Annotated in this window: 20 protein-coding genes; 8 read left to right on the top strand and 12 right to left on the bottom strand. The window is 67.8% G+C overall.

Annotated features, from left to right (window positions below; genetic code table 11):
- The first annotated feature begins 216 nt into the window (after positions 1-216).
- Both AAFU51_12230 and AAFU51_12225 read left to right on the top strand, forming a co-directional pair.
- Positions 217-942 (top strand): response regulator transcription factor, encoded by a 726-nt coding sequence (locus AAFU51_12230; protein ID MEO1572027.1) that lies wholly within the window; start codon positions 217-219, stop codon positions 940-942.
- A gap of 96 nt (positions 943-1,038) precedes the next feature.
- Positions 1,039-2,592 (top strand): HAMP domain-containing sensor histidine kinase, encoded by a 1,554-nt coding sequence (locus tag AAFU51_12225; GenBank protein MEO1572026.1) that lies wholly within the window; start codon positions 1,039-1,041, stop codon positions 2,590-2,592.
- A 300-nt stretch (positions 2,593-2,892) separates the two neighbouring features.
- Here the strand turns inward: AAFU51_12225 and AAFU51_12220 are convergent, their stop codons facing one another.
- On the bottom strand, positions 2,893-4,368 hold the full coding sequence (locus AAFU51_12220; GenBank protein ID MEO1572025.1) for a T9SS type A sorting domain-containing protein: 1,476 nt from the start codon (positions 4,366-4,368) through the stop codon (positions 2,893-2,895).
- Between the two features lie 391 nt (positions 4,369-4,759).
- On the opposite strand from AAFU51_12220, the gene AAFU51_12215 reads away from it, so the two are divergent.
- On the top strand, positions 4,760-4,894 hold the full coding sequence (locus tag AAFU51_12215) for a hypothetical protein (protein ID MEO1572024.1): 135 nt from the start codon (positions 4,760-4,762) through the stop codon (positions 4,892-4,894).
- Between the two features lie 231 nt (positions 4,895-5,125).
- On the opposite strand, the gene AAFU51_12210 is transcribed toward AAFU51_12215, so the two are convergent.
- A complete protein-coding gene (locus AAFU51_12210) occupies positions 5,126-6,577 on the bottom strand; it encodes a glycine--tRNA ligase (GenBank protein MEO1572023.1) in 1,452 nt (483 codons plus the stop codon).
- 302 nt (positions 6,578-6,879) lie between these two features.
- Here AAFU51_12210 and AAFU51_12205 point away from each other — a divergent pair, with 302 nt between their 5' ends.
- The gene (locus tag AAFU51_12205) at positions 6,880-9,237 is read left to right on the top strand and encodes a CRTAC1 family protein (protein MEO1572022.1); all 2,358 of its coding nucleotides are present in this window, start codon (positions 6,880-6,882) and stop codon (positions 9,235-9,237) included.
- 42 nt (positions 9,238-9,279) lie between these two features.
- On the opposite strand, the gene AAFU51_12200 is transcribed toward AAFU51_12205, so the two are convergent.
- From AAFU51_12200 to AAFU51_12180, 5 genes are all read right to left on the bottom strand, one after another.
- Positions 9,280-9,660, bottom strand: a complete 381-nt coding sequence (locus AAFU51_12200) for a co-chaperone GroES family protein (protein ID MEO1572021.1) — start codon at positions 9,658-9,660, stop codon at positions 9,280-9,282.
- Positions 9,661-9,776: 116 nt separating this feature from the next.
- On the bottom strand, positions 9,777-10,817 hold the full coding sequence (locus tag AAFU51_12195; protein ID MEO1572020.1) for an aldo/keto reductase: 1,041 nt from the start codon (positions 10,815-10,817) through the stop codon (positions 9,777-9,779).
- Between the two features lie 293 nt (positions 10,818-11,110).
- Positions 11,111-12,043: an AraC family transcriptional regulator gene (locus AAFU51_12190; GenBank protein MEO1572019.1), complete on the bottom strand. Its 933-nt coding sequence runs from the start codon at positions 12,041-12,043 to the stop codon at positions 11,111-11,113.
- 105 nt (positions 12,044-12,148) lie between these two features.
- Positions 12,149-14,179: a dehydrogenase E1 component subunit alpha/beta gene (locus tag AAFU51_12185; protein ID MEO1572018.1), complete on the bottom strand. Its 2,031-nt coding sequence runs from the start codon at positions 14,177-14,179 to the stop codon at positions 12,149-12,151.
- A 741-nt stretch (positions 14,180-14,920) separates the two neighbouring features.
- Positions 14,921-16,411 (bottom strand): sugar transferase, encoded by a 1,491-nt coding sequence (locus AAFU51_12180; protein MEO1572017.1) that lies wholly within the window; start codon positions 16,409-16,411, stop codon positions 14,921-14,923.
- Positions 16,412-17,044: 633 nt separating this feature from the next.
- Here AAFU51_12180 and AAFU51_12175 point away from each other — a divergent pair.
- Positions 17,045-18,316, top strand: coding sequence for a hypothetical protein (locus tag AAFU51_12175; GenBank protein MEO1572016.1), 1,272 nt, complete (start codon positions 17,045-17,047; stop codon positions 18,314-18,316).
- 23 nt (positions 18,317-18,339) lie between these two features.
- Here the strand turns inward: AAFU51_12175 and AAFU51_12170 are convergent, their stop codons facing one another.
- A complete protein-coding gene (locus AAFU51_12170) occupies positions 18,340-19,668 on the bottom strand; it encodes an MFS transporter (GenBank protein ID MEO1572015.1) in 1,329 nt (442 codons plus the stop codon).
- Positions 19,669-19,935: 267 nt separating this feature from the next.
- Between AAFU51_12170 and AAFU51_12165 the strand changes: the two genes are divergently transcribed.
- Positions 19,936-20,229, top strand: coding sequence for a hypothetical protein (locus AAFU51_12165; GenBank protein ID MEO1572014.1), 294 nt, complete (start codon positions 19,936-19,938; stop codon positions 20,227-20,229).
- A 151-nt stretch (positions 20,230-20,380) separates the two neighbouring features.
- On the opposite strand, the gene AAFU51_12160 is transcribed toward AAFU51_12165, so the two are convergent.
- Positions 20,381-20,743: a hypothetical protein gene (locus AAFU51_12160; GenBank protein ID MEO1572013.1), complete on the bottom strand. Its 363-nt coding sequence runs from the start codon at positions 20,741-20,743 to the stop codon at positions 20,381-20,383.
- 27 nt (positions 20,744-20,770) lie between these two features.
- Here AAFU51_12160 and AAFU51_12155 point away from each other — a divergent pair, with 27 nt between their 5' ends.
- Together AAFU51_12155 and AAFU51_12150 are read left to right on the top strand one after the other, a co-directional pair.
- Positions 20,771-20,983, top strand: a complete 213-nt coding sequence (locus AAFU51_12155) for a DUF433 domain-containing protein (GenBank protein ID MEO1572012.1) — start codon at positions 20,771-20,773, stop codon at positions 20,981-20,983.
- The gene (locus tag AAFU51_12150) at positions 20,983-21,306 is read left to right on the top strand and encodes a DUF5615 family PIN-like protein (GenBank protein ID MEO1572011.1); all 324 of its coding nucleotides are present in this window, start codon (positions 20,983-20,985) and stop codon (positions 21,304-21,306) included. The genes AAFU51_12155 and AAFU51_12150 overlap by 1 nt, the downstream gene beginning before the upstream one ends.
- Positions 21,307-21,366: 60 nt before the next feature.
- Here AAFU51_12150 and AAFU51_12145 read toward each other — a convergent pair whose 3' ends face one another.
- From AAFU51_12145 to AAFU51_12135, 3 genes are all read right to left on the bottom strand, one after another.
- A complete protein-coding gene (locus tag AAFU51_12145) occupies positions 21,367-23,856 on the bottom strand; it encodes a GAF domain-containing protein (GenBank protein ID MEO1572010.1) in 2,490 nt (829 codons plus the stop codon).
- 94 nt (positions 23,857-23,950) lie between these two features.
- Positions 23,951-24,877, bottom strand: coding sequence for a PfkB family carbohydrate kinase (locus AAFU51_12140; GenBank protein MEO1572009.1), 927 nt, complete (start codon positions 24,875-24,877; stop codon positions 23,951-23,953).
- Positions 24,878-25,143: 266 nt separating this feature from the next.
- Entirely contained in the window at positions 25,144-25,791 is a 648-nt protein-coding gene (locus AAFU51_12135; GenBank protein MEO1572008.1) for a hypothetical protein, read from the bottom strand.
- Between the last annotated feature and the right edge of the window lie 156 nt (positions 25,792-25,947).

Here is a 25,947-nt window from a genome sequence, read left to right as displayed (position 1 = left end):
TAGGCTCAAGAACGGGCCTCGTCGGCGGTAGTTGTCACGAAGCCGTGGCGGAGGCATTGGCATTCTACGGCATCCCGCTGCCTGGCGCCCCTAGCGTGCAACCTCGGCGGACGTTCGCCCTATGTTTGCCCTACCTGCCTAGCTGCACCTGCCTAGCTGCACCTGCTTGGCTGCCCCGCCTACTACGCCGCGCTCCCCTCGCTGAATGCCCCCGCTATGACCACCCCGCACCTGCTCCTCGTCGAGGACGATCCCGACCTGAGCACGCTCGTCGGCACCCGCTTCTCGGACGCGGGCTATGAGGTCACGACCGCCGACACCGGCCCGGCCGCCCTCGATGCGGTCGCGCGCCGCGTCCCCGACCTCGTCCTGCTCGACGTGATGCTGCCGGGCCTCGACGGCCTGGAGGTCTGCCGCCGCCTCCGCGCCGACCACCCGCTGCTCTACATCATCATGCTCACCGCGCGCAGCGACGAGCTCGACCGCGTCGTCGGACTGGAAGTCGGGGCCGACGACTACGTCACGAAGCCGTTCAGCATGCAGGAGTTGGTCGCCCGCGTCCGTGCCGCGCTGCGCCGCCTGCGCCGGATCGAGGAGTTGCGGGCCATCGCCCCAAGCGACACGCCCAGCGAGGCCCCGATCACGTTCGACGACCTCACCATCGACCCAATGCGGCGCGCGGTGGCACGCGGCGGCGACTTCCTGCACCTGACCGTTCGGGAGTACGACCTCCTCCTCCACCTCGCCCAGAACCCAGATCGTCCGTTCTCGCGCACGCAGTTGCTGGAAGACATTTGGGGCATCACCTACGAAGGCTACGACCGCACCATCGACAGCCATGTGCAGCGGCTGCGCGCCAAGCTGGAGGACGACCCTGGCGCGCCGCGTTTCGTCCGCACCGTCTGGGGCGTCGGCTACAAATTCGCCTCGGCAGCAGAGTGAGGGCGTGTGAGCGCTTGAGGGTATGAGGGTGTTTTTCCGATGAAGCAGACGGCTTCGAAATCAACACATTCTGCGGGACGGCTTCCGCGCGACTCGGTGCAACCGCAATCACTGGAAGCGCGCCCCCACACCCCCACACCCCCACGCACCAGTACCCTATTCTGGCGGCTCGCTGCGCTGCTGGCGGGGGCGCTCGTGGCGACGGCGGTGCTGTCGGTGCTGCTGGCCGCGACGCTCGTGCGGAGCGAGTCGTCGGCGCTCATCGAGCGGAGCCTGACGCTGCGCCTGGACGCGCTCGCCCGCGAGATCGAAGACCGGGCCGTCGTCTCCGCCGACACGATTGCGCTGCCGGACCTGTTGCGCTACGACCTCGCCACGCGCTTCGCCGACCCGCTCGCGCTCATCGACACCACGGGCACCCCCCTCGACACGTTCGAGCCAGGTGGGCTCTTCGCGGAGGCGACGCGCCCGACCACCGGCGTGGCCGTGCCCGACAGCGCAGTTGCAGCGGTGCGCGCCGGCCGGATCGCGGTGGCGCTCGACGTCTGGAGCACCGAGACGTCGTGGGCGGCGGTGCCGCTTCTGGACGACGCGGGCTATCCCGTCGCTGGCGTGGTGGTGCAGCCACTCACCGGCACGGTGGAGGAAGAGGCCGCGGGCGCTCAGCGGGCCTACCGAAACGCCTTGCTCCTCGGCGGGGCGATCGCGCTAGGCCTCGCGCTCGTGCTCGGCGGCGCGCTAACGTGGTGGCTCGTGCGCCCGATCCGGCGCTTCACGCAGCGCGTCGAGCGCATCGGCGAGGGCGACTATACCGCCCGGCTGCCCGTCGAGCGCGCCGACGAGATCGGACGGCTCGCTGCGGCCATCAACGACATGGCCGCGCAGGTCGAGGCCAGCATCGACGCACTCGCTGCGACGGGCCGGATGCGGCGCGAACTCGTCGCCAACGTGGGCCACGACCTCCGCACGCCGCTGACGGCCATCCGCGGCTACCTCGACGAGGCGGCGCGCTACCTCGGCGAGGACCGCCCCGACGCCGCCCGCGACGCGCTCGCCATCGCCCAGCGGCAGGGTCGCCAGATGACGAGCCTCGTGTCGGACCTCTTCGAACTGAGCACGCTCGAACGGGCAGCGGCTTCGACGGGCGAACTCGTCGGCGCGCTGCACCTTGGCCCAGTCCCGCTCGGCGAGCTTGCCCGCGACGCCGCCCGCGCCCACGCCAAGCACTTCGCTGGCGCCGACGTCACGCTCGACACCGACCTCCCCGACGGCCTCCCCGTGCTCAGGGCTGACGGTGCGCGGCTGATGCGGGTCCTCGACAACCTGCTCTCCAACGCGCTGCGCCACACGCCCGAGGGCGGCACCGTCCGGCTCAGCGCCGAAGCTTTCGATAGCGTCGTGTGTCTGCGCATCGCGGACACCGGCGAGGGCATCCCACCCGAGCAGTTGGCGACGGTCTTCGAGCGCTACTACCGCGGCACGTCGGCGCGCACGCGCGCCGCTGCGGGTGCGTCCGGCAGCGGCCTCGGCCTCGCGATCAGCCGCGCCATCGCCCACGCTCACGGCGGCGACCTCACGGCGACAAGTAGCTCCGGCGAGGGTGCCACGTTCACGCTGACGTTGCCGACTGGACGCCGCCCCCGTGTCTAGCGACGCTTCACCGTGTTGCCAGCATGGCGATCATGGGTAGAGACGCCTCGGCGAGGCGTCTCTACGGGACCACGGCGTCTCTACGGGGCATCGTGACAACCCACAAAAAAACGCCCCCGACCGCGAGGGCCAGGGGCGTGAACCGGAGCGGACCAGGATGCTGACGCTCGTCACCTCGTCAGCGTGGGCGGCCAGCCGAGCCGTTTAACTGGCAAGCCCGTTGTGAACGGGTCCGTTCCGGATGCGTGGCCCTACGGGGCCGTTTCGAGCAAAGATGCAGGCGGTGAAAAATTTTGCCCCCTACCTTTCTCCTGCTACGAACAACGACTGCGTAGCCACCGACCGAGCCGTCGTCAACCGGCACACGTAGACGCCTGCGACCAGCGAGTCCGTCCGCACGGTTCGCGTGTGTTGCCCCTGCCCAAGACGCCCCGCATGCACTGTAGCTACACGGCGGCCTAGAAGGTCGTAGATCGCCAGATCTACCGGTTCTGCCTTGGCTAGCTCGACATTCAGGGTGGCGCTGCCGCGAGCAGGGTTGGGATACGGCGGGGCGAGCAGCGGCCGCGCTAGGTCTGCGCTGCCCGTCTCGGTAGCCGTTCCCACGTTCGGGTCGCGGAGCAGCAGGCGGTCGACCTGCCCACGGTTGCCGATGAACAGGTCCAGGCGTTTGTCGCCGTCAAAGTCAGCTACTTCGAGCGCGAGGCCGTCGGCGGTCGGCAACGCAGGAAGCAACGCGTCGGTGGCGTCTATGAACACGCCTGCCCCGTCGTTCGTGTAGAGCCGCACCGGTACAGTCTGCCCTACGCCGTGCGCGATGAGGTCGAGGTCGCCGTCGCCGTCCACATCGAGGAACTTCGCGTCGAGGTTGGTGGCGGCCGAGGCCGGGAGGTTGGCCGCGGTGGCATCGGTGAAGACGCCCGTGCCGTCGTTGAGCCAGAGCCGGTCCTGCGGGTCGCGCTGAAAGAGGAAGAACACGTTCGAGAGGTAGACGTCGAGGTCACCATCGCCGTCCACGTCGGCGAACGTCGCCTTGCGCGTCTCGACGGGCGGGGAGGCCGGCAGGTTGGTCGCCGTCACATCGGTGAACACGCCGGTGCCGTCGTTGAGCAGCAGCGCGTTGTCGTTCTCGTTGCCGACGAAGAGGTCGAGGTCGCCGTCGCCGTCCACGTCCGCAAAGGCGACGTCCTGGTTGGTGCGGTCCTCGACCGGAATGCGCGCGGCCGTCTCGTCGAGGAAGCCGCCCTGCCCGTCGTTGATGAGCACGAAGTCTTGACCAGCGTTGCCTATGACGATGTCCGGCCGGTCGTCGCTGTTGAGATCTGCCACGGCGATGGCGTTGGCCTCGCTGTCGGGCAACGTGAAGCGCGCCGGGGTGAAGGTGCCCGTGCCGTCGTTGAGGAAGAACTCGTGCTGGCGGCCGATGCCGTTGAAGTTGATGAAGTCCTCCTGCACGAAAATCAGGTCGAGGTCGCCGTCCCCGTCGAAATCCGCGATGGCGATGTCCTCGGAGTCGTACGTGTTCGAATCGGGCAGACGATCGCGGCCATCGGCGAAGGTGCCGTCGCCGTTGTTGATCAGCAGGACGTTCTCGCAGCCCTCGCAGGCGAGCACGATGTCGAGGTCGCCGTCCCCGTCGAGGTCAGCGGCTTCGATGTCCATCGTGGCGCGTTGGTTGAACGGGATCGTCGGTAGCGCGTCGTCGGTGACGTCGAGATACAGGGGCTGGGCGAGCGCGGGAGGAGCCGCGAGCAGGAGAGCCAGAAGGAGGCGCATGAGGCTGGGGCTGGTGAACGGTGGCGGCCTCAACCTAGCCGCCTGCGCCGCGCGGTTCTAGGCAAATCCTGCACGACCGAGGCGGATTTGGAGGCATGGCCGCTGCTTCGCTGGGGCCTAGGTCTACCCCGCCTGATGCCTCAGGCGCCGCCACATTTTCCCGCCTTCCCCTGCCGATGTCATCCTGAGCGAGCAACGCGAGTCGCAGGATCTGCGGGCCATCATCTATGTGCCCACCGAAGCGCGGGGGTAGACAGGGTGTTATACCCCAATCTCTTTTCCCTACAGCAGGCCATCATCCGCTATACCAGCACACCGCATGCAGCCAAGCGAGAAGTCAAATAAAATCCTCGAACCGAAACGAAAGAACCGAGTCCTGATCGTCGCCAGCATGCTCGGCTGTTACGCTCTCAGCTTCGCTCCTGATGAGTTCGTTCCCATTGCCTGGATGAGCGAAGTCTTAGCGTATGCGATGCTAATTGGCATCCTGGCGAACTACATCTACGATGGAGATTCCGAGCGCTAATTTTTTCAGAACCTGCTCTGCGCCTGGCGGAAGGCCATCGTCACCTTTTACCAAGATGTCATCCTGAGCGAACGGAGTGAGCCGAAGGATCTCTGTCTATCTCAATACCTAGGATGAAGCCGTCAAGCCAGCCCGCAGATCCTTCGACTCCGCCGTTCCGGCTCCGCTCAGGATGACACGCGGGGAGATCGCTGTTCCCTCGACTCCCCGTTTCCCTGTCCCGTCGGTTCGTCACTCCGGCGTCCAGGCGTCGATGCGCTGCTGGATGACCTCGGCGGCGCGCTCGGCGGGGATGCGGACCTGCTCCAGCGAGTCGCGGTCGCGGATCGTCACCGTGCCGTCCTCCAGCGTGTCGCCGTCGATGGTGAGGCAGTAGGGCGTACCGATCTCGTCCATGCGGCGGTAGCGCTTGCCGACGGAGCCCTTCTCGTCGTACATCACGTTGAAGCGCCCGCGCAGGTCGGCGGCGATGGCCTCGGCGCGCTCGGGCATGCCGTCCTTCTTGACGAGCGGGAAGATCGCCGCCGTGAAGGGCGCGAGCTGCGGCTGGAACTTCATCACGGTCCGCTTAGCGACTTTCCCGTTGTGGTCGGCGACTTCCTCCTCCCGGTAGGCGTCGCAGAGCACCATCAGGATCGTGCGGTCGAGGCCGACGGACGTCTCGACGACGTAGGGGATGTAGCGCTCCTTCGTGTGCGGGTCGAAGTACTCCATCTTCTTGCCGGAGTGCTCCTGGTGGCCTTTCAGGTCGAAGTCCGTGCGCGAGTGGATGCCCTCGACCTCGTTCCAGCCAAAGGGGAACTCGTACTGTACGTCCTGCGCGGCATCGGCGTAGTGGGCGAGCTTCTCGTGCTCGTGCCAGCGCAGCTTGCTCGTGCGGATGCCGTTGCCGACGTGCCAGCCCATCCGCTTTTCGGACCACGCGGCGTAGGCGTCCCTCTGGTCACCGGGCTTGATGAAGTACTGCATCTCCATCTGCTCGAACTCGCGCATGCGGAAGATGAACTGGCGCGCGACGATCTCGTTGCGGAAGGCCTTCCCGATCTGGGCGATGCCGAAGGGCACCTGCTGGCGGCTCGTCTGCTGGACGTTGTGGAAGTTGACGAAGATGCCCTGCGCGGTCTCAGGGCGGAGGTAGACCGTGCTGTCGCCTTCAGCGAGCGCGCCGAGTTGCGTCTCGAACATGAGGTTGAACTGCCGCACGGCGGTCCAGTCGAACGCGCCGGAGTCAGGGGCGCGGATGCCCTCGTCCTGGATGATGTCGAAGAGGGCCTGCGGCAGGTCGTCGGCGTGGAGCGCGCGGACGAAGCGCTCGTAGACGGCGTCGGCGTCCTCGTCCTTGCCCTTCTTGCGCAGCTTCGCGATGTGGCCCTCGATGAGTTGGTCGGCGCGGTAGCGCTTCTTCGACTGCTTGTCGTCGATCATCGGGTCGTTGAACGCGTCCACGTGGCCCGACGCCTTCCAGACGGTCGGGTGCATGAGGATGGCCGCGTCGAGGCCCTCGACGTTGTCGTGCTCGTAGACCATCGCGCGCCACCAGCGGTCCTGAACGCGGCGCTTGAGCTCGACGCCGAGCGGGCCGTAGTCGTAGGTCGCGGCGAGGCCGCCGTAGATCTCAGAGGACTGGAAGAGGAAGCCGCGGCGCTTCGCAAGGGAGACGATGGTGTCGAGGGTGTCGGCCATGATCGAGGCGTCAGAGACGGGGGGCGGAGAAAGATGAATCGCGTCCTACTAAAAAAGACACCCCGGCGCGGGATGTCTCAGAATCGTTGGCGAAAGGTACGAATCGGGCGTGGCGGGAACGTCGTGGGCCGCGTGCGCTACAGGGTGCCATTCACGGTTCAAGGTTATTCTCTGCCATGCTTCGCTCCCCCCGTTCTCATCGTCTCCGCGCCTGGCGGCTCTCCGCTCTTCGAACTGTCCCCCTCGCTCGCGAGGGGGACAGCTTGACCACCGTGCAGGTGCGTCAAGCGGGGGGAGCCGCCGTGCTCCTTCTCTCCCTTGTGCTCGCCGCTGGCTGTGGTACGGCCTCGGAAAACGAGGGCGCTACCTTGCTAGAAGCAGACGGTACTGCGGGGATGGTGACGGCGCTGGCCGCCATCGTCGATTCGGCGAACGCGACGCCCACGCCCTACTTCCACCGCAACCGGCGCCGGGCCGAGGCGATCCGGGCGCGGCTCATGCGCGTCGTCGGGCCGCAGGCATTCTCGCTGCGCTACGCCTTTGCCGAGGAGGTGCTCGACGCGGGCGACTCGCGCGCGGCCATCGTCGAGACCGAGGACCTGCTGCGGCAAGTGGGCCTGCGCCCCGAGCAGATCGGCACCGACGCGATGCCTAGCGACCCCCGGGCGCCCGGGGCGCTCTCGCCACGCACGAAGCCGCTCGTGGATCTCCTCGCGCTCAGCCACCTCCGCCTCGCCGAGCAGGAAAACTGCTTGACCAACCACAACGGCGCCGTCTGTATCCTCCCGTTTGCGCCCGAGGCCGAGCACACCGACGAAACGCATGCCCGCACCGCGATCCGGCTCTACACCGCCCTCGCGCGCCACTTCCCCAGTGACCTCGGCAGTCGATACCTGCTGAATCTCGCGTACATCGCCGTCGGCGAGTACCCCAGCGGCGTGCCTGCCAACCTCCGCGTGCCGGGCCTCGCGCGCCCTGCGAACGCCGCGCTCCCGCGCTTCGAGAACGTCGCGCCGAAGCTCGGGCTGGATGTGGATGGGCTCTCAGGCGGCATCTCGGTGGCCGACTTCGACGGCGACGGGCACCTCGACCTGTTTATGAGCGCCTACGGACTCGACGAGAACGTGCGGCTCTTCCTTGCTGACGGGACGGGCGGCTACCGCGACCACACGCAGGCCGCTGGCCTCGACGGCATCGTGAGCGGGCTCAACACGACGCACGCCGACATCGACAACGACGGCAACACGGACGTGCTCGTACTGCGTGGCGCGTGGCTCGGCGCCGTCGGGACGCACCCAAACTCACTGCTGCGCAACAACGGCGATGGGACGTTTGAGGATGTGACGACAGCAGCGGGACTCGGCAGCACCGACTTCGGCGCGGGCCATCCGACACAGGTGGCCGCCTGGGCCGACGTGGACCGTGACGGCGACCTCGACCTCTTCGTCGGGCACGAGTCGATGGGGTCGTACGCCGAGCTAGGCGTAGGCGACGCGGCGGCGGGGCAGCGGCACCCGTCGCACCTCTACCTCAACGATGGCACCGGCGTCTTCACGGAGAGCGCTGCGGACCTCGGCCTCACCGTCGATGCGTTCGTCAAGGGCGCGGCCTTCGGCGACGCGAACGACGACGGCTGGCCTGACCTCTATGTCTCGGTCCTCGGCAGCAACAACCTCCTCTTCCTCAACCGCGAAGGCGCCCTATTCGAGGAAGTAGCGGCCCAGGCGGGCGTGCAAGCTCCGACGTTCTCGTTCCCGACGTGGTGGTGGGACTACGACCACGACGGCGATGAGGACCTGTTTGTTGTCTCCTACGACGCGCGCTTCTTTGAAGACGTGGCGGGCCAGGTCGCCCGCGAGTTTCTCGGCGAGGCGTCGCAAGCCGAACGCCCGCGCCTCTACCGAAATGACGGCGCCGACGAGGCAGGGCTCCCGATGTTCACCGACGTGACAACCGAAGCCGGCCTCGACCGCGTCGTCTTCGGGATGGGCAGCAGCTTCGGCGACCTCAACGGCGACGGCTGGCTCGACGCCTACGTCGGGACGGGCGCGCCGGACCTGCGCTCGCTCGTGCCCAACCGCATGTTCCTCGGTGGCCCGACCGGCACGTTCGACGAGGTGACGATGGACGGCGGCTTCGGGCACCTCCAGAAGGGGCACGGCATCGCCTTCGCCGACCTCGACCGCGACGGCGACGAGGACGTCTACGCCGTCATGGGTGGCGCCGTCGAGGGCGATGTCTTTCCGAACGCGCTCTTCGAGAACCCGGGCTTCGGGCAGGCACACGTCACGTTCTTGCTCGAAGGCAACCCGGCTGCCAACGAAGGGAGCGGCTCGAACCGCAGCGCCATCGGAGCCCGGTTGCGGCTCACCGTCGCCGACGCACGCGGCACCGAGCGGACGATCACGCGCACCGTCTCGACGGGCGGCTCTTTCGGCGCAAACGCCCTGCTGCAGACTATCGGGCTGGGCGACGCTGCGCGCATCCTCGCACTGGAGGTGACGTGGCCCGATGCGGCTGGCACCGTGCAGACCTACGACGCGCTCGAACTAGGCGGCACCTACCACCTCGTTCAAGGCCAGCCTGCCAAGCGCCTCGTCCGTCCGTCCGTCCCCTTCCGCCTCGACTCGCCGACGGAGCACACCGCCCACTCGATGTAACCCTCCTGGTTTCCCGCGAAGCACCTCGACTCGATCCGCGACCTAGAAGAGGTCGTCGAGCGACGGCGAAGCGTCGGGGCGCACGAGCGCGAGGATGGCCTCGTGCGGCAGGATGAGGTACTGCTCGCCGTCGTATTCCAGCTCGATGGCCTTCTCCTGGAGAAACAGGGCGAGGTCGCCGGGCTCGGCCTGGAGCGGGAGGTAGCGCACCGCAGGGCGCTCGGGCGCCCACGGCTCGGCGTCGGAGAACTCGGGGTTCGGCATCATGTGGCCCGGCCCGGTTTTGACTACGCGGCCAGCCTGGACGCGCTGCTTAGCGCGCACGCTCGCCGGGAGGTAGAGCCCGGCCTGCGTCTGGCTGTCGGCTTCTTCTGGGCGCACGAGCACGCGGTCGCCGACGACGAGGAGCGATTCGAGAGGCATAGCGGTTGGGATACGTGGGGGCAACGCCAAGGTACACGCCGACCGAGCGCGTTCGGTCACAGCGAAGCCGCTCCCATCGCTGGCGAGCGGCTTCGTGGTCGTACGTCCGATGCGGTCTAGCGTTCGCTGTCGAGCATCGCCATTTGCCCCTCGGCGTAGCGCGTCCCAGCGGCGACCCCCTTCGGCACGGCCTGCTCGATCTGCGCGAGGTCGGCGTCGGTGAGCGTCACCGCGACGGCCCCGAGCGACTCACTGAGACGCGTCCGGCTGCGGGCCCCCACGAGCGGCACGATGTCTCCGCCCCGCGAGAGCACCCACGCGATCGCGATCTGCGCGACAGATGCGCCCTTCGACTCCGCGACCCCGCGCAGCGCCTCGACGAGGGCGAGGTTTTGCTGGAGGTTCTCGCCGTGGAAGCGCGGTAGGATCGCGCGGAAGTCGCGGCTCGTCTCGGAGCGCTCGGGCGTCCAGTGGCCCGAGAGTAGCCCGCGCGAGAGCACGCCATAGGCCGTGACTCCGATGCCGAGTTCGCGCGTCGTCGGGAGGATCTCGTCTTCGATACCGCGCGAGATGAGGGAGTGCTCGATCTGGAGATCGCTCACCGGGTGGACGGCGTGCGCGCGGCGGATCGTGTCGGCGCCCGCTTCGGAGAGCCCGACATGGCGGACGTAGCCCGCTTCGATCAGCTCTTTGATCGCGCCGACGGTGTCCTCGATGGGGACGTTCGGGTCGAGGCGCGCGAGGCGGTAGGTGTCGACGTAGTCGGTGCCGAGGCGCTGGAGCGTGTAGGCGAGCGCGTTCTTGACGGCGGCAGGCCGCCCGTCGATGCCGAGCCACGAGCCGTCCGGCCCGCGCAGCGCGCCGAACTTGACGCTGATCTGGATGCCCTCGCGGTTGTGGCCCTGCAGAGCGCCTCGTTGATGGAGCGCCTCGCGGAGAAGAAGTTCGTTGTGGCCCATCCCGTAGAAGTCGCCCGTGTCGAGGAGCGTGACACCCGCGTCGAGCGCGGCGTGAATCGTGGCGATGGACTCGGCGCGGTCGGCGGGGCCGTAGAGGTCGGACATGCCCATGAGGCCGAGGGCGAGCGCGGAGGCGCGGGGCCCGTCGGTGCCGAGTTGGCGGGTGGGCATCGGGGTCTGGATGGAGGTCGTGGTCATGACAGGAGCGGTTGAGCGGAGTGGATGGCGCGGCAGCCGTGGAGCGCCGCGCCCGTTGATCTGCCCTCAATCTCCCTGTTTGCCCGCGCTGCCTCCATGCACGGATTCTAGGAGGCCCTACCAATTTCTCAGACCAGAAGCGTTGTCACGCATTGCCTTGATTTCCCTTCCTTGTCATCCCGGACTCGATCTGGGATCTCGGCAATCCTTCAGAGCACCGCAGTCGGCAGAGGTTCTCAGTCGAACTCAGCGTGACTCTGAGGCCGTACAACTAGGGTGCTGTAACGGATGCCTCACACTCCCGCGCGGAAGGTCGTGGGCGTCTGGCCCGTGTGCTTCTTGAAGTAGCGCGAGAAGTGCCCCGGCTCCTTGAAGCCGAGCCGGTAGGCGACCTCCTTCACCGGCACCTCGGTGCGGGCGAGGAGCGCTTGCGCCTCGGCGGTCGCCTTCTCGGCGATCCACGCGTTGACGGAGCGCCCCGTTTTGCGGCGGACGACCGTCGAGAAGTAGCTCGGGTGGAGGTGCTGCGCGGCGGCGAGGTCCTGCACCTGCGGCAGCGCACGCGCCTCCGGCGGCCCGTCGCCCGCGACCAGCGCCCGCAAGCGCGCTTCGAGGTTGCGTTTGAACGTCCGTACGAGGAGTGTGCTGCCATCCGTCGTGTCGTCGGCCTCGCACAGCGGATCGTAGGTGTCCCAGAAGTCCTCGCGCAGCTTCAGGAGGAGCACGACCAGCAGGCTGCCGAGCACTTTGAACTTGTAGGTCGACGCGCCCTCGTACTCGCGCAAGAGCTGTGCGGCGAGGTCGTCGTAGCTGCGAAAGTGCTCCGGGGCGAGGTAGCTCGGCGGGACCGCCTCGGCGATGAGGAACGGGAAGTCGTCGAGGACGCCCCCGTGGACGTAGCGCTTGAGAAACCCCTCCTCAAAGGTGATGACGAACCCCGTTGTGGGCTCCTTCACGCCGAAGCCCTTCACATGGCCAGGGTTGGTGAAGTAGATCGTCCGCGCCCGGGTCGGGTGCGTCTGCTCGTCGATGACGTAGTGCCCGCCGCCGGTGCGGATGAGCACGATGGAGTAGTAGTTCGCCCGGAAGAGCGGCGAGGCGTACGGCGCCTCGGCGTGGACCTCTTCCATCGGGTGCACGGTGAAGCCCTCGACCTGCTCCATCGTCCCCCCAATGGCCGCGTAGAACGCCGCCATCGAGTCGTAGCTAGGGATCGTGTCGGGCATGACGCACGGGGACGGGGCACAGGAGGGCGGGGCGAGGAGGTAGCGCGTTGGACGCCGACCTCTCTCACACGATCCCAGCCTTCTGCTGACCTAGCGGCCCAGAGGTCAGTACGCCAGCGTGCGGTCGATGGCGGCGTAGAGGGTGCGCCGCGCGGTGTAGAGCCCTTCGAGCGGCTTCGCAAACGGGATCGGCCAATCCTCCGCGGCCACCCGCGCCGGCGGCGCGTCGAGGTACCCGAACGCCTCCTCCGCGAGCTCGGCGGCGATCTCCGCCCCGAAGCCGCCCGTGCGCTGCGCCTCGTGGAGCACGAGCAGCCGGTTCGTCTTGCGAAGCGAGTCGAGCACGGTGGCGCGGTCCCACGGGACGAGCGTGCGCAGGTCGATCACCTCGATCTCTGCGCCCTCCTCGGCAGCCCACTGCGCGGCCTCGTCCTCGGCCCACCGGACGCCCACGCCCCACGTCACGATGGTCAGGTCTGTACCCGAGCGGGCGATGCGCGCCTCCCCGAGCGGGACGGCCGTGTCGCCGTCGGGGACGAGCCCTTTGAGCGAGCGGTAGAGCAGCTTGTGCTCGAAGAAGAGCACCGGGTTGGGCTCGGCGATGGCCGCACGCAGCAGTCCCTTCGCGTCGGCGGGCGTCGCGGGGATGACCACCTTCAGGCCGGGCGCGTGGCAGAACCAGGCCTCGGGGCTCTGTGAGTGGAACGGTCCCGCCCCGATGCCGCCGCCGAACGGCGCGCGGATGGTGACGTTGACCGGCGCGCCCCAGCGGTAGTGCGTCGCGGCGAGGTTGTTGACGATCTGGTTGAAGCCGCACGTGATGAAGTCGGCGTACTGCATCTCCACGACGGGCTTGTAGCCGTCGAGCGCGAGCCCGAGCGCGCAGCCGAGCGCGCCTGACTCGATGATGGGCGTGTTGCGGACGCGGGCAGCTCCGAATTCGTCGAGGAAGCCTTGCGTGACCTTGAAGACGCCGCCGTAGTCCGCGATGTCCTGGCCCAGGATCACGATGCGGTCGTCGGCGCGCATGGCGTGGCGCAGGCCGTCCGAGAGCGCGTCGATGAAGCGCTGCTGCGTTCGAGGCACGTTGGATGTTGGTACGAGGCCGGCTTCCTCAAAGTGCTGGGCGTCAGGGCCCGGCGCGAACACGTCGGACCGCTCGCGCTCGGGCGTGCTCGCGACCTCGGGCTGCGTGAGCGCCCACTCGGCCACCTCCTCGACCTCAGCGGCCACCTCTGCGTCGATAAGGTTGAGGTCGGCCTCGGTGAGGAAGCTGTGCTCGACGAGATAGCGGCGGTAGCGCGCCACAGGGTCGCGCTTGCCCCAGCGCTCGAAGAGCTCGTCGGGGACGTACTTCGTGCCGGAGGCCTCCTCGTGGCCGCGCATGCGGAAGGTCTTCATCTCCAGCAGCGTCGGCCCCTCGCCGATGCGCGCGCGGCTGGCCGCTTGCCGCACCGCGCGGATGACCGCGAGCACGTCGTTGCCGTCCACGCGGAAGCCCGCCATGCCGTAGCCCGCCGCCGCGTCCGCGATGTGCTGCACGGCCATCGCGTCGCCCGTGGGCGTCGAGAGGCCGTAGCCGTTGTTCTCCACCACGAAGACGACGGGCAGCTTCCAGACGGCGGCGAGGTTGAGCGCCTCGTGGAAGTCGCCCTCGCGGGTCGCGCCCTCGCCGCAGAAGGCCAGTGCCACGCGCGTCGCGCCGTCGAGCTGCGCGGCGAGGCCGAAGCCGCACGCCACCGGCAGCATCGCCGCGAGGTGCGAGATCATCCCGACGATGCCGTGGTCGAGCGTGCCGAAGTGGAAGGTGCGGTCGCGGCCGTTGGTGAAGCCGCCGTCCTTGCCCATGAGCTGGCAGAAGAGCGGGCGCAGCGGCACCCCGCGCGTGGTCCACACGCCGAGGTTGCGGTGCATCGGCAGGATGGTGTCGTCCGGGTTCAGGCCGGTCGCGCAGCCCACGGCGATGGCCTCCTGGCCGTAGCCCGAGAACCACTTGCTGATGCGGTTCTGGCGGATGAGGCGGAGCATCTTTTCCTCGACGGCGCGCGGCAGCGCCAGGTCGCGGTAGAGGGCCTCGTGGTCAATGGAGGACGAGGGCAGGGCCGTCCCGAGTACGGCAGTGGTGGGGGCGTCCACGGCGTGTGCAGGCTTGGTAGAGGGAGGATACCGGAAGCTACGGCGGTCAGCGAGGTGCTGTCAGCCTTCAGTGACACTCCTCGTTGCATTGCCACCTGGCTTCGCCCTTGTCATCCTGAGCGGAGGCCCCAGGCCAGAGCCGAAGGATCTGCGGGCCAGCTTCCAAGTCGTGCTCCGAGCGTCGAGGTAGACATAGATCCTTCGGCTCGCTTCGCGCGCTCAGGATGACTCATTCAAACTCCAGCAGACGCGTTCAGGGCGTCCCTCGCCTCACGAACAAAAACAGTTCGTCCTCCTCTCTGATGTTTGGCAGCACATACTCAATAATCATTGAGTCATTTTTTGCTTGATATTCCCAGGTACACAGGTATAAGGAATAGTTGCTATACGAGGTCATCACTGACCTCTGAACGATTTCTTCCCCTTCGATGGCAAAACTGCACCCCGTCGATTCAAACCGAATTACTCCCTCATCAAACATCTCGCTCAAGTAGTCACCGGATATGCTCAGCGACTCTTTGCTTCTCGACGTGATGGTAGCGCTGAAGTATCCCTCCATGTTGTAGAGTGCTACACGAGTAGGGTCGGTCCCTTCGGTTCTAACAAGATCGACTTGAACCGAGGGGAAGTCATTGGAGAACAGCGCACAGGACCCTAGCTGAACTGACAGCATCACCAGCGCCACGAACGTTGTAGCCTTCCTCCCGAATGATCGCAATGCATGGATTGCGTTCGGTCTACTCACTGCCCCTTCCCCGTGAGCGCGGTCCGGATCGTCTGCAGGAGGATGCGCGCGTCCATGCCGAGGCTCATGTTCTCGATGTAGAACAGGTCGTACTTCAGCTTCTGGCGCACGTCGTCGAGAGACTGGTCGTAGCCCCACTTCACCTGTGCGAGGCCGGTCACGCCGGGCGGGACGCGGTGGCGGCGGCGGTAGAGCGGGATCTCGGCGGCGAGCTTGCGCACGAAGTAGGGCCGCTCCGGGCGCGGGCCGACGAGGCTCATCTCGCCCTTGAGCACGTTCCAGAGCTGCGGCACCTCGTCCAGGCGCAGCTTGCGCAGCCACGCGCCGAGCGGGGTGATGCGCGCGTCGTTCTTGGTCGCCCACACGGGCCCTGTGCCCCGTTCGGCGCCGTCCACCATCGTGCGGAACTTGTAGATCGTGAACGGCTCGCCGTGCTGGCCCGTGCGCACCTGCCGGTAGATCGCCGGTCCTTTCGAGGTCAGGCGCACAGCGAGGCCGAGCAGGATCCATAGCGGGAGGCCGGCGAGCAGGATGGCCGAACTCACGGCGAGGTCGAAGCCGCGCTTCGCCGCGCGGTCCACCGCCGACATCGGCTCGGGCAGCACCTCGATGAGCGGGAGGCCGTACATGTGCTCCGTCCGCGCCATGCCACCAACGACGGCGTAGAAGTCGGGGACGAGCTTCAGCGTGACGGCCTTGCCGTCGCAGACGCGGAGCACCTCGTCGAGGTAGACGTGGTCGTCCGACCCCAGCGCGATGAGCACGTCCTGCACTTCGAGCCGGTCGATCAGGTCGGGCAGGTGGTCGATGGCGTGGAGCGCCTCGGAGAGGCCGTTGGCGTCGAAGGCGAGGCCGTCGCCGGAGGAGGCGTAGACGGAGCCGTCGCCGCCGGAGGACTCGCGCCGGTCGTCCTCGCCCACGATGACGAGTTCGGGCTCGTCGCGCCGCAGCCGGACGGCGCCGACGATCTCTAGGCCCGCTGCCGGGTAGCGCGCGACCTCGTCGTGCACCTCCGCCACGCGGTCGCTCCAGCCGACGATCACGGCGCGGTGGCGACCGTACCCCGCGAGGATGCGGCGCTTCTGGATCGAGCGGACGGCGAAGCGTCCCAGCGCTGCGAGGCCGATGAACGTGCCGCCATAGAGCATGGCCACCGTCCGAGCCGCGTCCGGGGGCAGCGCATCGAGGACACCGCCGAAGAACAGGCCGAGCGTCCCGACAGCCGTCACCTTCACGAGCGTGGTCACCTCGTCGAAGCGGCTCGCGGCGAAGCGTTCCTGGTAGAGCCCGGCGAGGACGAACAGGAGTGTCCAGAACACCGCACCGGCGGCGAGGACGAGGTAGGGGGAGCCGGGCGCTAGCGCAACGGCCTCAGGCCACGACCACCACTGGGCGGCGGTCAGCAACACGGCGACGTACGCCGCGCTGTGCGCGGTCGCGTCGCTCGCCAAGAGGGCGGCTAGCTCAATTCGTCGGGACACGGGCATCCGGTGCGGGGTGGTACAATCGGAGCGCGTAACCAGGAGCAGAGGCCGTCGGGTTTCTTGGCGAGAGCGTGGACAGGTCAAGGTATTGACTCTCGGTGCAAGATTCAAGCGCCCTCCGCGTACCCTTCGCATCGGGCTGTGGGCGCGCCCGCTCAAGGTGCTGCGGGACATGGACAGCTTGGTGGTGGTTTCGCTGTTCCATACTTCTGGTTCGAGGGCGCATGGCTCTGCATGCATGTGGCGTAGCCGGGTTCGCACGCGTGGAGCCGCACTCGCCGCTGCCAGGGTCACGCCGCTGGCGCACGTGTTGCACCGACGGTATGTCGCTGGTGGCCTCTCCGCCCGGAGTCCTGCGAGCCTCTAGTCATTGCCCTGAGAACCTCTGAAGCACGTTTTTTCATCGATCTCTGATGCTACTCCGGGCTGGCTGCGCTGAACCTTATCACCCTAGACGTGATTCCTAGCGTGCATCTGCGGCTTCAGCATCTCCGTACCACCCCCCATCGCTGAAGCCGTACCACACCGAAGCGGTCTGCGCTTCTCACGCAACGCTTCGTGACGTACACAGCTGCGCTGCGTGAGGCCCACTTCGCGCTTGCATGCTGTCGCCTCACCCTGCCTCTCTACTTCACCATGCGCCCCCTGACACTTGCCCTCGTCGTCCTGCTTGCAACGCTTTCGCAGCACGCACAGGCTCAGATCGACGAGTCTCGCGTGACGGCTGCCCTCGACGCTCTCGCGCAGATCGCGCGGGCAGGCGATGCCTCGCCGCTGTTCGAGCACCTGGCGTGCCTCGATCGCACGAACGGTGACGAAGGCGGCAGCGTTGCACCGTGCGTCTACGAGGGCGATCCGCGCATGGAAGACACGGCGGCAGCCCTCGTGACGGGCATCAACGCGGCCTTGCCGCCCGAGGCAAGTTGGACCCCGGACGCGATCACAACGCGCGCCCGTGAAGGACATACCCTCACCGAGGCCGTAGTGAAAGTCCGCCGCGACGGCGACCTCGTCGGGCTGTCCGCGTTTTTCTTTGCCGACCACGCGTCCCGCCCGCTCCTCGTGCAGGTCGGCGACGGCCCCTCGATGCTGCTCGCCGAGGCGGCGCCCCCGGAGGCCCCATCGATGCTGGACCTCCCGATCCTGCAGGCACCGGACTTGAACGTGCAGCTCCCGGCGCGCGCCGCGCTCCTGCAGCGGGCCATCGACGGCGAGCTATCGACCGCTGACGCGGCGACGCTCCTTTTCTGCCGCACCTATCCAGGCAATGGACGCGGACCGGCTCCCTGCTCCCCGGCCGATGCCGCCGAACGCGTCCCGCAGGTCCTCGCCGAACTCGACTTCGCGCTAGGCGACGCCCAGATTACGCCCCGGACCGAGGTGATTGTCGTTCCACACGAGATCGAAGGCGTCCCGGGCGCGCAGGTGCAGTTCGAAGTCGCGGGTCGCCGCCCCACGCTCTTTTTCATCGAGGACGGGGGCACCTACCTCTATGTCTCGGCACACCCGGACATGGCCCCGCTGACACTGCCCATCCCGGACGCGCAGCCACGCCTCGAAGCGCTCCTCGCCGACCTGCTGGACTGGACCCGGACAGGCAACGCCGAGGCTGCCGCCCCCCACATCGTCTTCCGCGGCGACGGTCCCGACCGCTGGCAGCGCGCCCTCGACCCGGCCGACGCCGACGACCTCGCCAGAGCCGAGGGGGCCCTCCAGCAACTAGCCCGCATGATCGGGACCTACGTCACCTACACGGTGACCTCGTACCTCACCGACACCGAGTCTGAGGGCACCTGGCACGTCCTGGAGACCGAGTTCGAGTCCATGGAGATCCTGGGAGAGACCGAGACCGTGATGTTCGCCTTCCTCCTCATCGACGACGTGTTCGTCCTCGGCGACGTGGATTGAGGCTCGGCGACGTGGGCGGAGCGCTACCGGACAGCGACCTCCTCGCTCGTCGTGACGCTCTCCGGGCACGGGCCGCAGCCTGCAGGATGGACCACCTGGGAGCGGGTGCGCTGGATGGCTTGCTCTGAGTCCGCATCGTGGCCGAGCGTCTCGGGGAGACCGATCCACACGAGAAGCGCCGCAGTGACCGAGAGCCCGCCTGCGATGATGGCGCTCATCGGGAAGCCGATGCCCGCATAGAGCGTCCCGGCTACGGCGCTCCCAACGGCGAAGCCGACCTGGCCGATGGCGATCGTCAAACTCATGAACGACCCACGCCGCGCGCCCACGACGAGTTCGGTGAGCATCGCCTGGAACGCGCTGTAGCGGGCCGCCGCGCAGCCCATGATGCCGAAGAAGAGCGCGAACGGGCCCCACGGCACGCCGCCGCTGAGGGGCGTTGCGGCCATGAACAGCCCTACCCCCGCCGACGCCGCAATGATGACGGGCTTGCGGCCTACGATGTCCGAGATACGCCCCGCGCGCGGCCCGATGAGCACGTTGGACAGCCCGCCGAGCGCGTAGACGCCGGAGATCATCACGCCGGTGAAGCCGAGGCGGTTTTCCATCCAGACGGGGAAGTAGGTCACGAACAGCCCGACGCCGAGGAACAGCACGGCGAAGATGACGCTCGCCCGGCGCGTGTCGGCGCGGCGCAGCAGCTCGCCGTAGCCTCGGCCCACGCGGCGCAGCGTGAGGCGCTCGGTGTCGCGGTTGTTGGTCGCGTCGGGGAGTAGCGTCCAGACAATCACGGTCGCCACGACCATCGTGGCGGCGAAGACGAGGAACGGGGCGCGGAAGCCGTAGAGGTCGGCGAGCGTGCGTCCGATGGGGATGCCGAGGATCTGCCCCACCGCGAAGCCACTCATCACCCAGCCGTTGGCCCAGCCGCGCCGGTCGGGCGGGAACGTGTCGCCGACGTAGGCCACCGCGCCGCCCGAGAGGATGCCGCCCGCCGCGCCCGCGAGCGCCCGCAGCACCAGCAGCGATGCGAAGCTTTCCGCCAGCCCGTGCAGCGCGAGCACGACGGCCATCGAGGCCGCCCCGACGAGCAGCACGCGCCGACGCCCTACGCGGTCCGACACGGGTCCCGTCAGAAGCGTGCTCACCCCGACTGCCGCCGCGTAGACGGTCATCAGCGTCCCGAGCACCGCATCGCCGACGCCGAGTTGCGCGCCGACCATCGGCAGGATCGGCGCGACGATGATGATCTGGCTCGCCGCCGAGAAGACGAGCAGCCACAGCGTGGCGATGATGAGGCCCGCGCGGTCAGGCAGGGGCACGGGCTGGACCGACGGCGCAGGCGTGTTCATGCGTGGAAGCTAGCGCTCGGCTACATACCGAGACTCGCTTCCCCTGATGTTTTGGAATCGAATAGACACGTTGGTTTCAATACCGAAAAAGCTCCCCTTTTGATCTCTCGTCGCGATACGGGACGTAACCAAACGAATAGCAGCGGAGTGGACAAGACAGTACCTGTACGCCTATTATTTAGTCCCACGCAGCCTTTTGGGTGCACATTGCCTAAAAGACTGCGTGCAATCGACAGAAGTAGTAGTTCTACCGCCCCGTGCTCGAACGTGACCAACGCGAGGCTCATCGCTCAGATAGTTCAAGCGCTCACCCGGTACGAGCGTGGTGAACTGGCGGCATCGGAGGTCGAGCGTGCCGTGTCCCTGCACTTCCCCGCGCTCGAACGGGTCGGGACACGCGAGCGGAACGAGGCGGGCCACCTCGCGGCTCGGTTGATCGACGCTGACCTCTCCGATCCGACCGTCGAGGTCAACGGCCAACTGCTCACGTTCGAGGGCGAGGAGCTTGTGGCCGATGTATTACGCGACTTCCGGGTGTTTCTTGCTCAGCTGCCTTCGTAGGTGGGGGGCGGTAGAACCCGTGGCTGCAGGCCGACAACGGGCTCCATTGCTCTTGCTTCGTCCGGGCTTCGGCGTCTACGTTGCCTCTCCCACCTTTCGCGGTCGCTGCCCGTTAGCGGCTGAGCCGCAATCTGTTCGTTCGTCGTTGCTGCTACGCTGCCTCCATAGCTCCAGCAGTAGGCACCTGAAACACCTCCGCGACGGCGCGCACGAGGGCGGCGGGGTCGTCGGGGAGAGCATCACCGGAGTGCACGGGTGGTGCGGCGGCGATGGCGACGCGGAGCGCGTGGAGGCCGCGTACGCCCTGCATGTCGGCCAGCTCTAGGTCCTCGACGCCCGCCTCGATGTAGCCGAGGTGGCGGAGGTAGCCGAGGTACTGCAGGTACTCCTCCCGCTCGGCGCGATTCGAGTACACGACAGCGATCTGGCCGGGCTGCGTGAGCCGCTCGAAGGTGCCCTCCGCGGTCGCCTTGTCGATTTGCCTGCTTACGGATCGAACGGGAGCACGAGGCATTCCACCACTTCACTACACCGTGAGACCATGGAACGCCACGAGATCTTCCACGCCGATCCTGAGATCATGGGCGGCACACCCGTCTTCCAGGGCACCCGCGTCCCCGTACAGACACTTCTCGACTACCTCGAGGGCGGCGAAACCCTCGACGAGTTTCTCGATGGCTTTCCGAGCGTGAGTCGGGAGCAGGCCGTTGCCTTTCTCACGATGGCCAAGGACGCGCTGCTTGCCAACGCCTGATGCGCGTACTTCTGGACGAGAACGTAGACCGGAAGCTGAAGCGGTCGTTCGACGCGACCCACGAAGTGGTCACCGTCCGCGAACGAGGCTGGAGCGGCAAAACGAACGGCGACCTGCTTACATCCGCGGAGGCCGAGTTCGATGTTCTGTTCACGCTGGACAGGAACATGCGCTACCAGCAGCACCTCTCGAAGTACGACCTCGCCGTGGTCCTCGTCACCGCCGTCAGCAACAAGCGAAGCGTGATCGAAACGGCGATGCCGGAGGTAAATGCCCTACTTCCGAGCGTCCGGCCAGGCCGCCTGTACGTGGTTTCGGCCTGACCTCGGGTTGAGTTCCGGCGTCCGACGCTTACCGCCCTTCCTAGTTTCGACTGGGCAAGGCTACCCCGCTTCCGTCGCTCCGATAGTAGGCACCTGAAACGCATCCGCCACAGCCTGTACGAGGGCAGCGGGGTCGTCGGGGAGAGCATCGCCGGAGTGGGCGGGCGGCGCGGCGGCGATGGCGACACGCAGCGCGTGGAGGCCGCGCACGCCCTGCATGTCGGCCAGTTCGAGGTCTTCGATCTCCTGCTCGATGTAGCCGAGGTGGCGGAGGTAGCCGAGGTACTGCAGGTACTCCTCCCGCTCGGCGCGATTCGAGTACACGACGGCGATCTGGCCGGGCTGCGTGAGCCGCTCGCCCGTGCCCGCCACGGTCGCCTTGTCGATCCGCTTCTTGACGATGGCGTAGCGGACGTTGTAGGCCCCGTCGATGTCGAACTGCTTCTCGTCGGGGCGGAAGCGGATGGCGAGCGGGTTGTGCTGCGCGAGGATGAGGTGCGCCACGCGGAGCGCGAGCGGCATCTGCGCCAGCACGGCGTCGAGCGCCCAGCCGACGCTGCACGTCGTCATGAGCTGCCAGAGGCGCAGGTTCTGGAGGTCGAGCGGCGTGAACGTGCCGTCTTCGAGGAGCGAGGTGCCCGCATACATCGTGTAGTCGACGCCGTCGGTCTTGTACTTCTCGAAGAAGTGCGGGACGAGGCGCTGCGCCCACGTCTGCTGCCGGTCGAGCACGTCGGCGACGGTGTCGTTGATGAGCGTGACCGAGTCCTCGTAGCGCTTGCGCTCGCGGTAGAGGACACCCACCTTCGGGTCGAGCGCGGCGCGGTAGGCCGCCACGGCCTGCGCCGCCGCGTCGTTGCGGGCAGCCAGCACGTCGAGGTGCGGCTCCACCTCGGCGTGGAGGAACGTCACTGCGTTCGACTCGTCGCCCACGTTGGGCCGTTCGCGGTCGAGCGCGTCAAGGGCCTGCTCGATGCGATAGGCCAGGAGGTCGAAGGCTGGAGTAGGATGGCCAGCCTGCGCGGCGCGGAGCACGGCACGGGCGAGCGTCAGCTGTTCGCGGCTGTCGGTGCGGATCGCCTCGACGCGCGCCTCCGACGAGCCGCGGATGTCGGACTGCCCGTAGAGCGCGTGGACGTTGTCGAACGCGATGGAGGCGAGGCGCGGCTGCTCGCCTGCCGCCTGCTGCTTCAGCATGGAACGCGCCGCCTGCAGGAAGCGCCACTCGACCGAGGGGTGGATGGCGGTGTACTGCTGCTTGATGAGTGCCTGGAGCCGGTTTGCCTCGGCGTCGCCGTTGCGCTTGAGCGCGCTCGCGAAGAGCGTGGCGATCTCCTCGATCTCGCGGACGTTGAGCGCTGAGAGCACGCTGGGCCTCGCGGAGCCGAGTTCCAGGAAGCCCACAAACTCGTCGCCCACCCGCAGCGGAGCCACCACGAGAGTGCGGTAGCCCACCTCGGCGAGCGTCTGGCCAATCACCGAGCACGTCTGCTGCTGCAGGTCGTCAATGATGACCGGGGCCGTGCGTGCCTCGCTGTAGAAGGACGAGCCCCAGGCTTCGACGTGCGTGGCGTCCTGCGCGCAGATCCCGCAGGCATCGCCGAGCAGCAGGCTCCGCCCGACGGGCTCGCCGTGGCGGATGCCATTGGTGTTGGGCCGTGCAAGGCGGAGTACGCCCAGGTCGAGGTCGGGCTGCCGGAAAACGGTGCGCAGGCGCTGCTCCAGGTGCTCGATGGCGCCGGGGCCCGCCATCGCGTCGGCTTCCACGAGGTCGCGGCGGAGTGCCGAGAGTTCCTCGGTCATCGTGACCTCGGCCGCCTCCATCACCGCGAAGCCGCGCAGCGTGTAGTGCTCGGGCGGCAGTGTCTCAGTCCAGCGGTCGAGGTCGGTGCGGTCGGCGAGCAGCGGACGCAGGACTTCATCGGTCAACGCGGCCGGGGCGGCCTCCGCCTTCACCACCTCGCAGAAGCGCGTGTCGAAACGGAGTTGAAAGTGGCGCGGCAGGCCGGTCGGGTCGTCGGGGTCGACCAGCGTGACCGCGAACGGCACCATCTGGGCGTCAGCCCCATACGCCTCGGCGAGGATGTAGTCGTAGGCCTTGAAGACGTGCTTGCTCGCCATGCCCGGCTCACTGAGGAAGGCCAGCAGGGCGTCTACCAACCCGAGCCGCCGCGCCGTAGGCGTCTCGAAGAATGGAGCAAGGGCGAAGGGCGGGATCGCGAACGCGAGGCGGTCGTCGAGCCAGCCCGACGGGATGAGCGTGCTCATGAGCGCCTGCACGAGGTCGCCGTGCTCCCGCAGCACCGCCGGGTCCTCAATGTCGCCTAGCAGCGCCGGAGTCGCCTCCACGGCCTCCACCAGCGCACGGGCCTGCTCGGCTTCGAAGCCAGCGGCCTCGCCCGAGCGGGAACGCCAGTAGTCGAGCAGCCCGTCGAGGCTGAGCACCCGTCGGAACGGGAAGTCGTCCCCGAGGCCGGGGGCGGCCTGGGGGGCTGTACCGGGCAACGGTACCGAAATGAGCGGGTCAGAGAGCGTAGCAGTCGAGGCCATGCGAGCGTCGGACGAGTGCGCGGTGCCAGGGGCCCTGTGGCACGTCCGATACGCTCAGGGGATCCGCGCTGACCCGAACGGCCCGCCGACGAGGCTATCCCACCAGGATGCCTTCGGGGATGGCGCAGAGACGGTGGAAGTCGGCCACGCGGGCGTCGATCTCGTCGCGGGTGAGCACCATCAGCCGCTCGGGGCCGAGCGCCTCCACGCAGAACGACGCCACCACGCTGCCCATCACGATGGCCTGCTTCATGGTGGTCGTGTCGATGGTCGCTTGGCCGGCGAGGTAGCCCGCGAAGCCACCGAGGAACGCGTCGCCCGCACCCGTGGGGTCGTAGACGTCTTCGAGCGGGTACGCCGGGGCGGCGAAGACCTCGTCGCCCGCGAAGAGGAGCGCGCCGTGCTCGCCCTTCTTCACCACGAGCGTCTGCGGCCCGAGAGCCTGCACCTGGCGCGCGGCCTTGATCAGGTTCGACTCGCCCGCAAGCTGGCGCACCTCGGCGTCGTTGATCACGAGCACGTCTACGCGGCGGAGCGTCTCCGCGAGCGCGTCGGGCGTGCTCTCGATCCAGAAGTTCATCGTGTCCGCGATCACGAGATCGGCGTCCGGCACCTGGTCCATGACCTTCTGCTGGACAGTCGGGTCGAGGTTGCCGAGGCAGACGATGCGGCGGCTCTGGTAGGCCTCCGGCACGACGGGGTCGAACGTCGCAAGGACGTTGAGTTGCGTGTCGAGCGTGTCGCGGTTGTTGAGGTCGTAGTGGTAGCGCCCGGCCCAGAAGAACGTCTTGCCGTCCGGCTCGATGACGAGGCCCTCCGTGCCGATGCCGCGCTCCTGGAGTTCGATGATGTACGCCTCCGGGAAGTCACCCCCGACGACGGCCACGAGGCCGACCTCGTCGGCGAGGAAGCGGGCGGCGAGCGTGAGGTAGGTCGCCGAGCCGCCGAGGATGCGGTCGGTCTGGGCGAAGGGCGTCTCGATGGCGTCGAAGGCGACGGTGCCGACGGCGACGATGCTCATGGTGTCGTAGGTCGAGGGTGGTAGGTCGCAGGTCGGTCCCGGACCGGGGGCGCGGAACCCCAAAACAGCGCCAAAATAGCCGGATGGCAGACCCGGCAACGTGATTTTTGGGCAGAGAGCCCCGTTGCCCGTATTCGGCGACCCTCTCGGGCTCGGCGCCCCAACAAAAAAGGCGGCAACGCTGGGACGCTGCCGCCTGCCTAGGCGAAGGATGCTCTACCGGACTGCAGAGGCGGACCGGAAGCCAGAAGCAAATCGAAGGCCTGCTACTTCTTGAGCTTGTCGAACCAGTCGTCGGCCTTCTTCGCGACGACGCCCAGCACGGCAGCCTTGACGGCGTCCGCGACCACGTCGGCGAAGTCTTTGGCCTTCTCGTAGCCCTCCTCGGCGCGCTCGGCGGCCACCTCGGCCACGTCGCCAAACTTCTCGCCTGCGTCCTGAAGGCGCTCGCGCAGCACGTCGCCGGCGTCGCTGGCAGCGGCACTGCCCTTGGCAGCCATCACGCGGCCTTTCTCGGCGGCGGTCGTGCCGCGCTTGGCGATCTCGTCGCCGAGCTCGCGGGCCCGCACCTCGACGCGCTCGGTGAGCGAGGGCGGCGGCGGCGCCTTGAAGGCGCCCGAGAGCACGCGGCCGAGCGTCAGGCCCACGCCGACGGCGGCGGTGACGGCCAACGCCGGGTGGTCTTCGATCCAGGTGCGCGTGCGCGTGAGCCAGTCCTGCGTGGCAGGCTCGGGCAGCGAGTAGGTCGGCACCGTGAACGAGGGCGACGGCGGCGGGATGCTCGGGCTCGGCGGCGGGGTGGGCTTCGGTGTAGCCGCTGCGTGCGTCGTGGCTGCAGGCGTCGTGGCTGCGGACGCGGCAGCGTCATGACCGGTGTCGGCGCTGGCGTCGGTGTTGGGGGCGTCGGTGCTCATAGCAGACAAGCTGGATGCGATAATGGACAGGAAGGGGACGTGCGCTCGCGACGACGTGAACGTAGTCGTGCCCGCACCGGCAGTAGGACGGGCTCTCCGGGAGCGGCATGGGCCAGCGGAGACTCCAACGGACGAACGAGAGGCTGGGCCGAGGGT

The sequence above is a fragment of the Bacteroidota bacterium genome, from assembly GCA_039821555.1.
GTDB lineage: Bacteria > Bacteroidota > Rhodothermia > Rhodothermales > Rubricoccaceae > JBCBEX01.
Note: the sequence above shows the minus strand (reverse complement) of the source record. Positions and strands in the feature narration are given on the sequence as shown.

Bases quoted from the DNA above. Each gene is read 5' to 3' on its own strand.
- AAFU51_12230 (MEO1572027.1), top strand. From the start codon at position 217: ATGACCACCCCGCACCTGCTCCTCGTCGAGGACGATCCCGACCTGAGC.
- AAFU51_12220 (MEO1572025.1), bottom strand. From the start codon at position 4,368: ATGCGCCTCCTTCTGGCTCTCCTGCTCGCGGCTCCTCCCGCGCTCGCC.
- AAFU51_12215 (MEO1572024.1), top strand. From the start codon at position 4,760: ATGCTCGGCTGTTACGCTCTCAGCTTCGCTCCTGATGAGTTCGTTCCC.
- AAFU51_12210 (MEO1572023.1), bottom strand. From the start codon at position 6,577: ATGGCCGACACCCTCGACACCATCGTCTCCCTTGCGAAGCGCCGCGGC.
- AAFU51_12200 (MEO1572021.1), bottom strand. From the start codon at position 9,660: ATGCCTCTCGAATCGCTCCTCGTCGTCGGCGACCGCGTGCTCGTGCGC.
- AAFU51_12195 (MEO1572020.1), bottom strand. From the start codon at position 10,817: ATGACCACGACCTCCATCCAGACCCCGATGCCCACCCGCCAACTCGGC.
- AAFU51_12190 (MEO1572019.1), bottom strand. From the start codon at position 12,043: ATGCCCGACACGATCCCTAGCTACGACTCGATGGCGGCGTTCTACGCG.
- AAFU51_12180 (MEO1572017.1), bottom strand. From the start codon at position 16,411: ATGCCCGTGTCCCGACGAATTGAGCTAGCCGCCCTCTTGGCGAGCGAC.
- AAFU51_12175 (MEO1572016.1), top strand. From the start codon at position 17,045: ATGCGCCCCCTGACACTTGCCCTCGTCGTCCTGCTTGCAACGCTTTCG.
- AAFU51_12170 (MEO1572015.1), bottom strand. From the start codon at position 19,668: ATGAACACGCCTGCGCCGTCGGTCCAGCCCGTGCCCCTGCCTGACCGC.
- AAFU51_12160 (MEO1572013.1), bottom strand. From the start codon at position 20,743: ATGCCTCGTGCTCCCGTTCGATCCGTAAGCAGGCAAATCGACAAGGCG.
- AAFU51_12155 (MEO1572012.1), top strand. From the start codon at position 20,771: ATGGAACGCCACGAGATCTTCCACGCCGATCCTGAGATCATGGGCGGC.
- AAFU51_12150 (MEO1572011.1), top strand. From the start codon at position 20,983: ATGCGCGTACTTCTGGACGAGAACGTAGACCGGAAGCTGAAGCGGTCG.
- AAFU51_12145 (MEO1572010.1), bottom strand. From the start codon at position 23,856: ATGGCCTCGACTGCTACGCTCTCTGACCCGCTCATTTCGGTACCGTTG.
- AAFU51_12140 (MEO1572009.1), bottom strand. From the start codon at position 24,877: ATGAGCATCGTCGCCGTCGGCACCGTCGCCTTCGACGCCATCGAGACG.
- AAFU51_12135 (MEO1572008.1), bottom strand. From the start codon at position 25,791: ATGAGCACCGACGCCCCCAACACCGACGCCAGCGCCGACACCGGTCAT.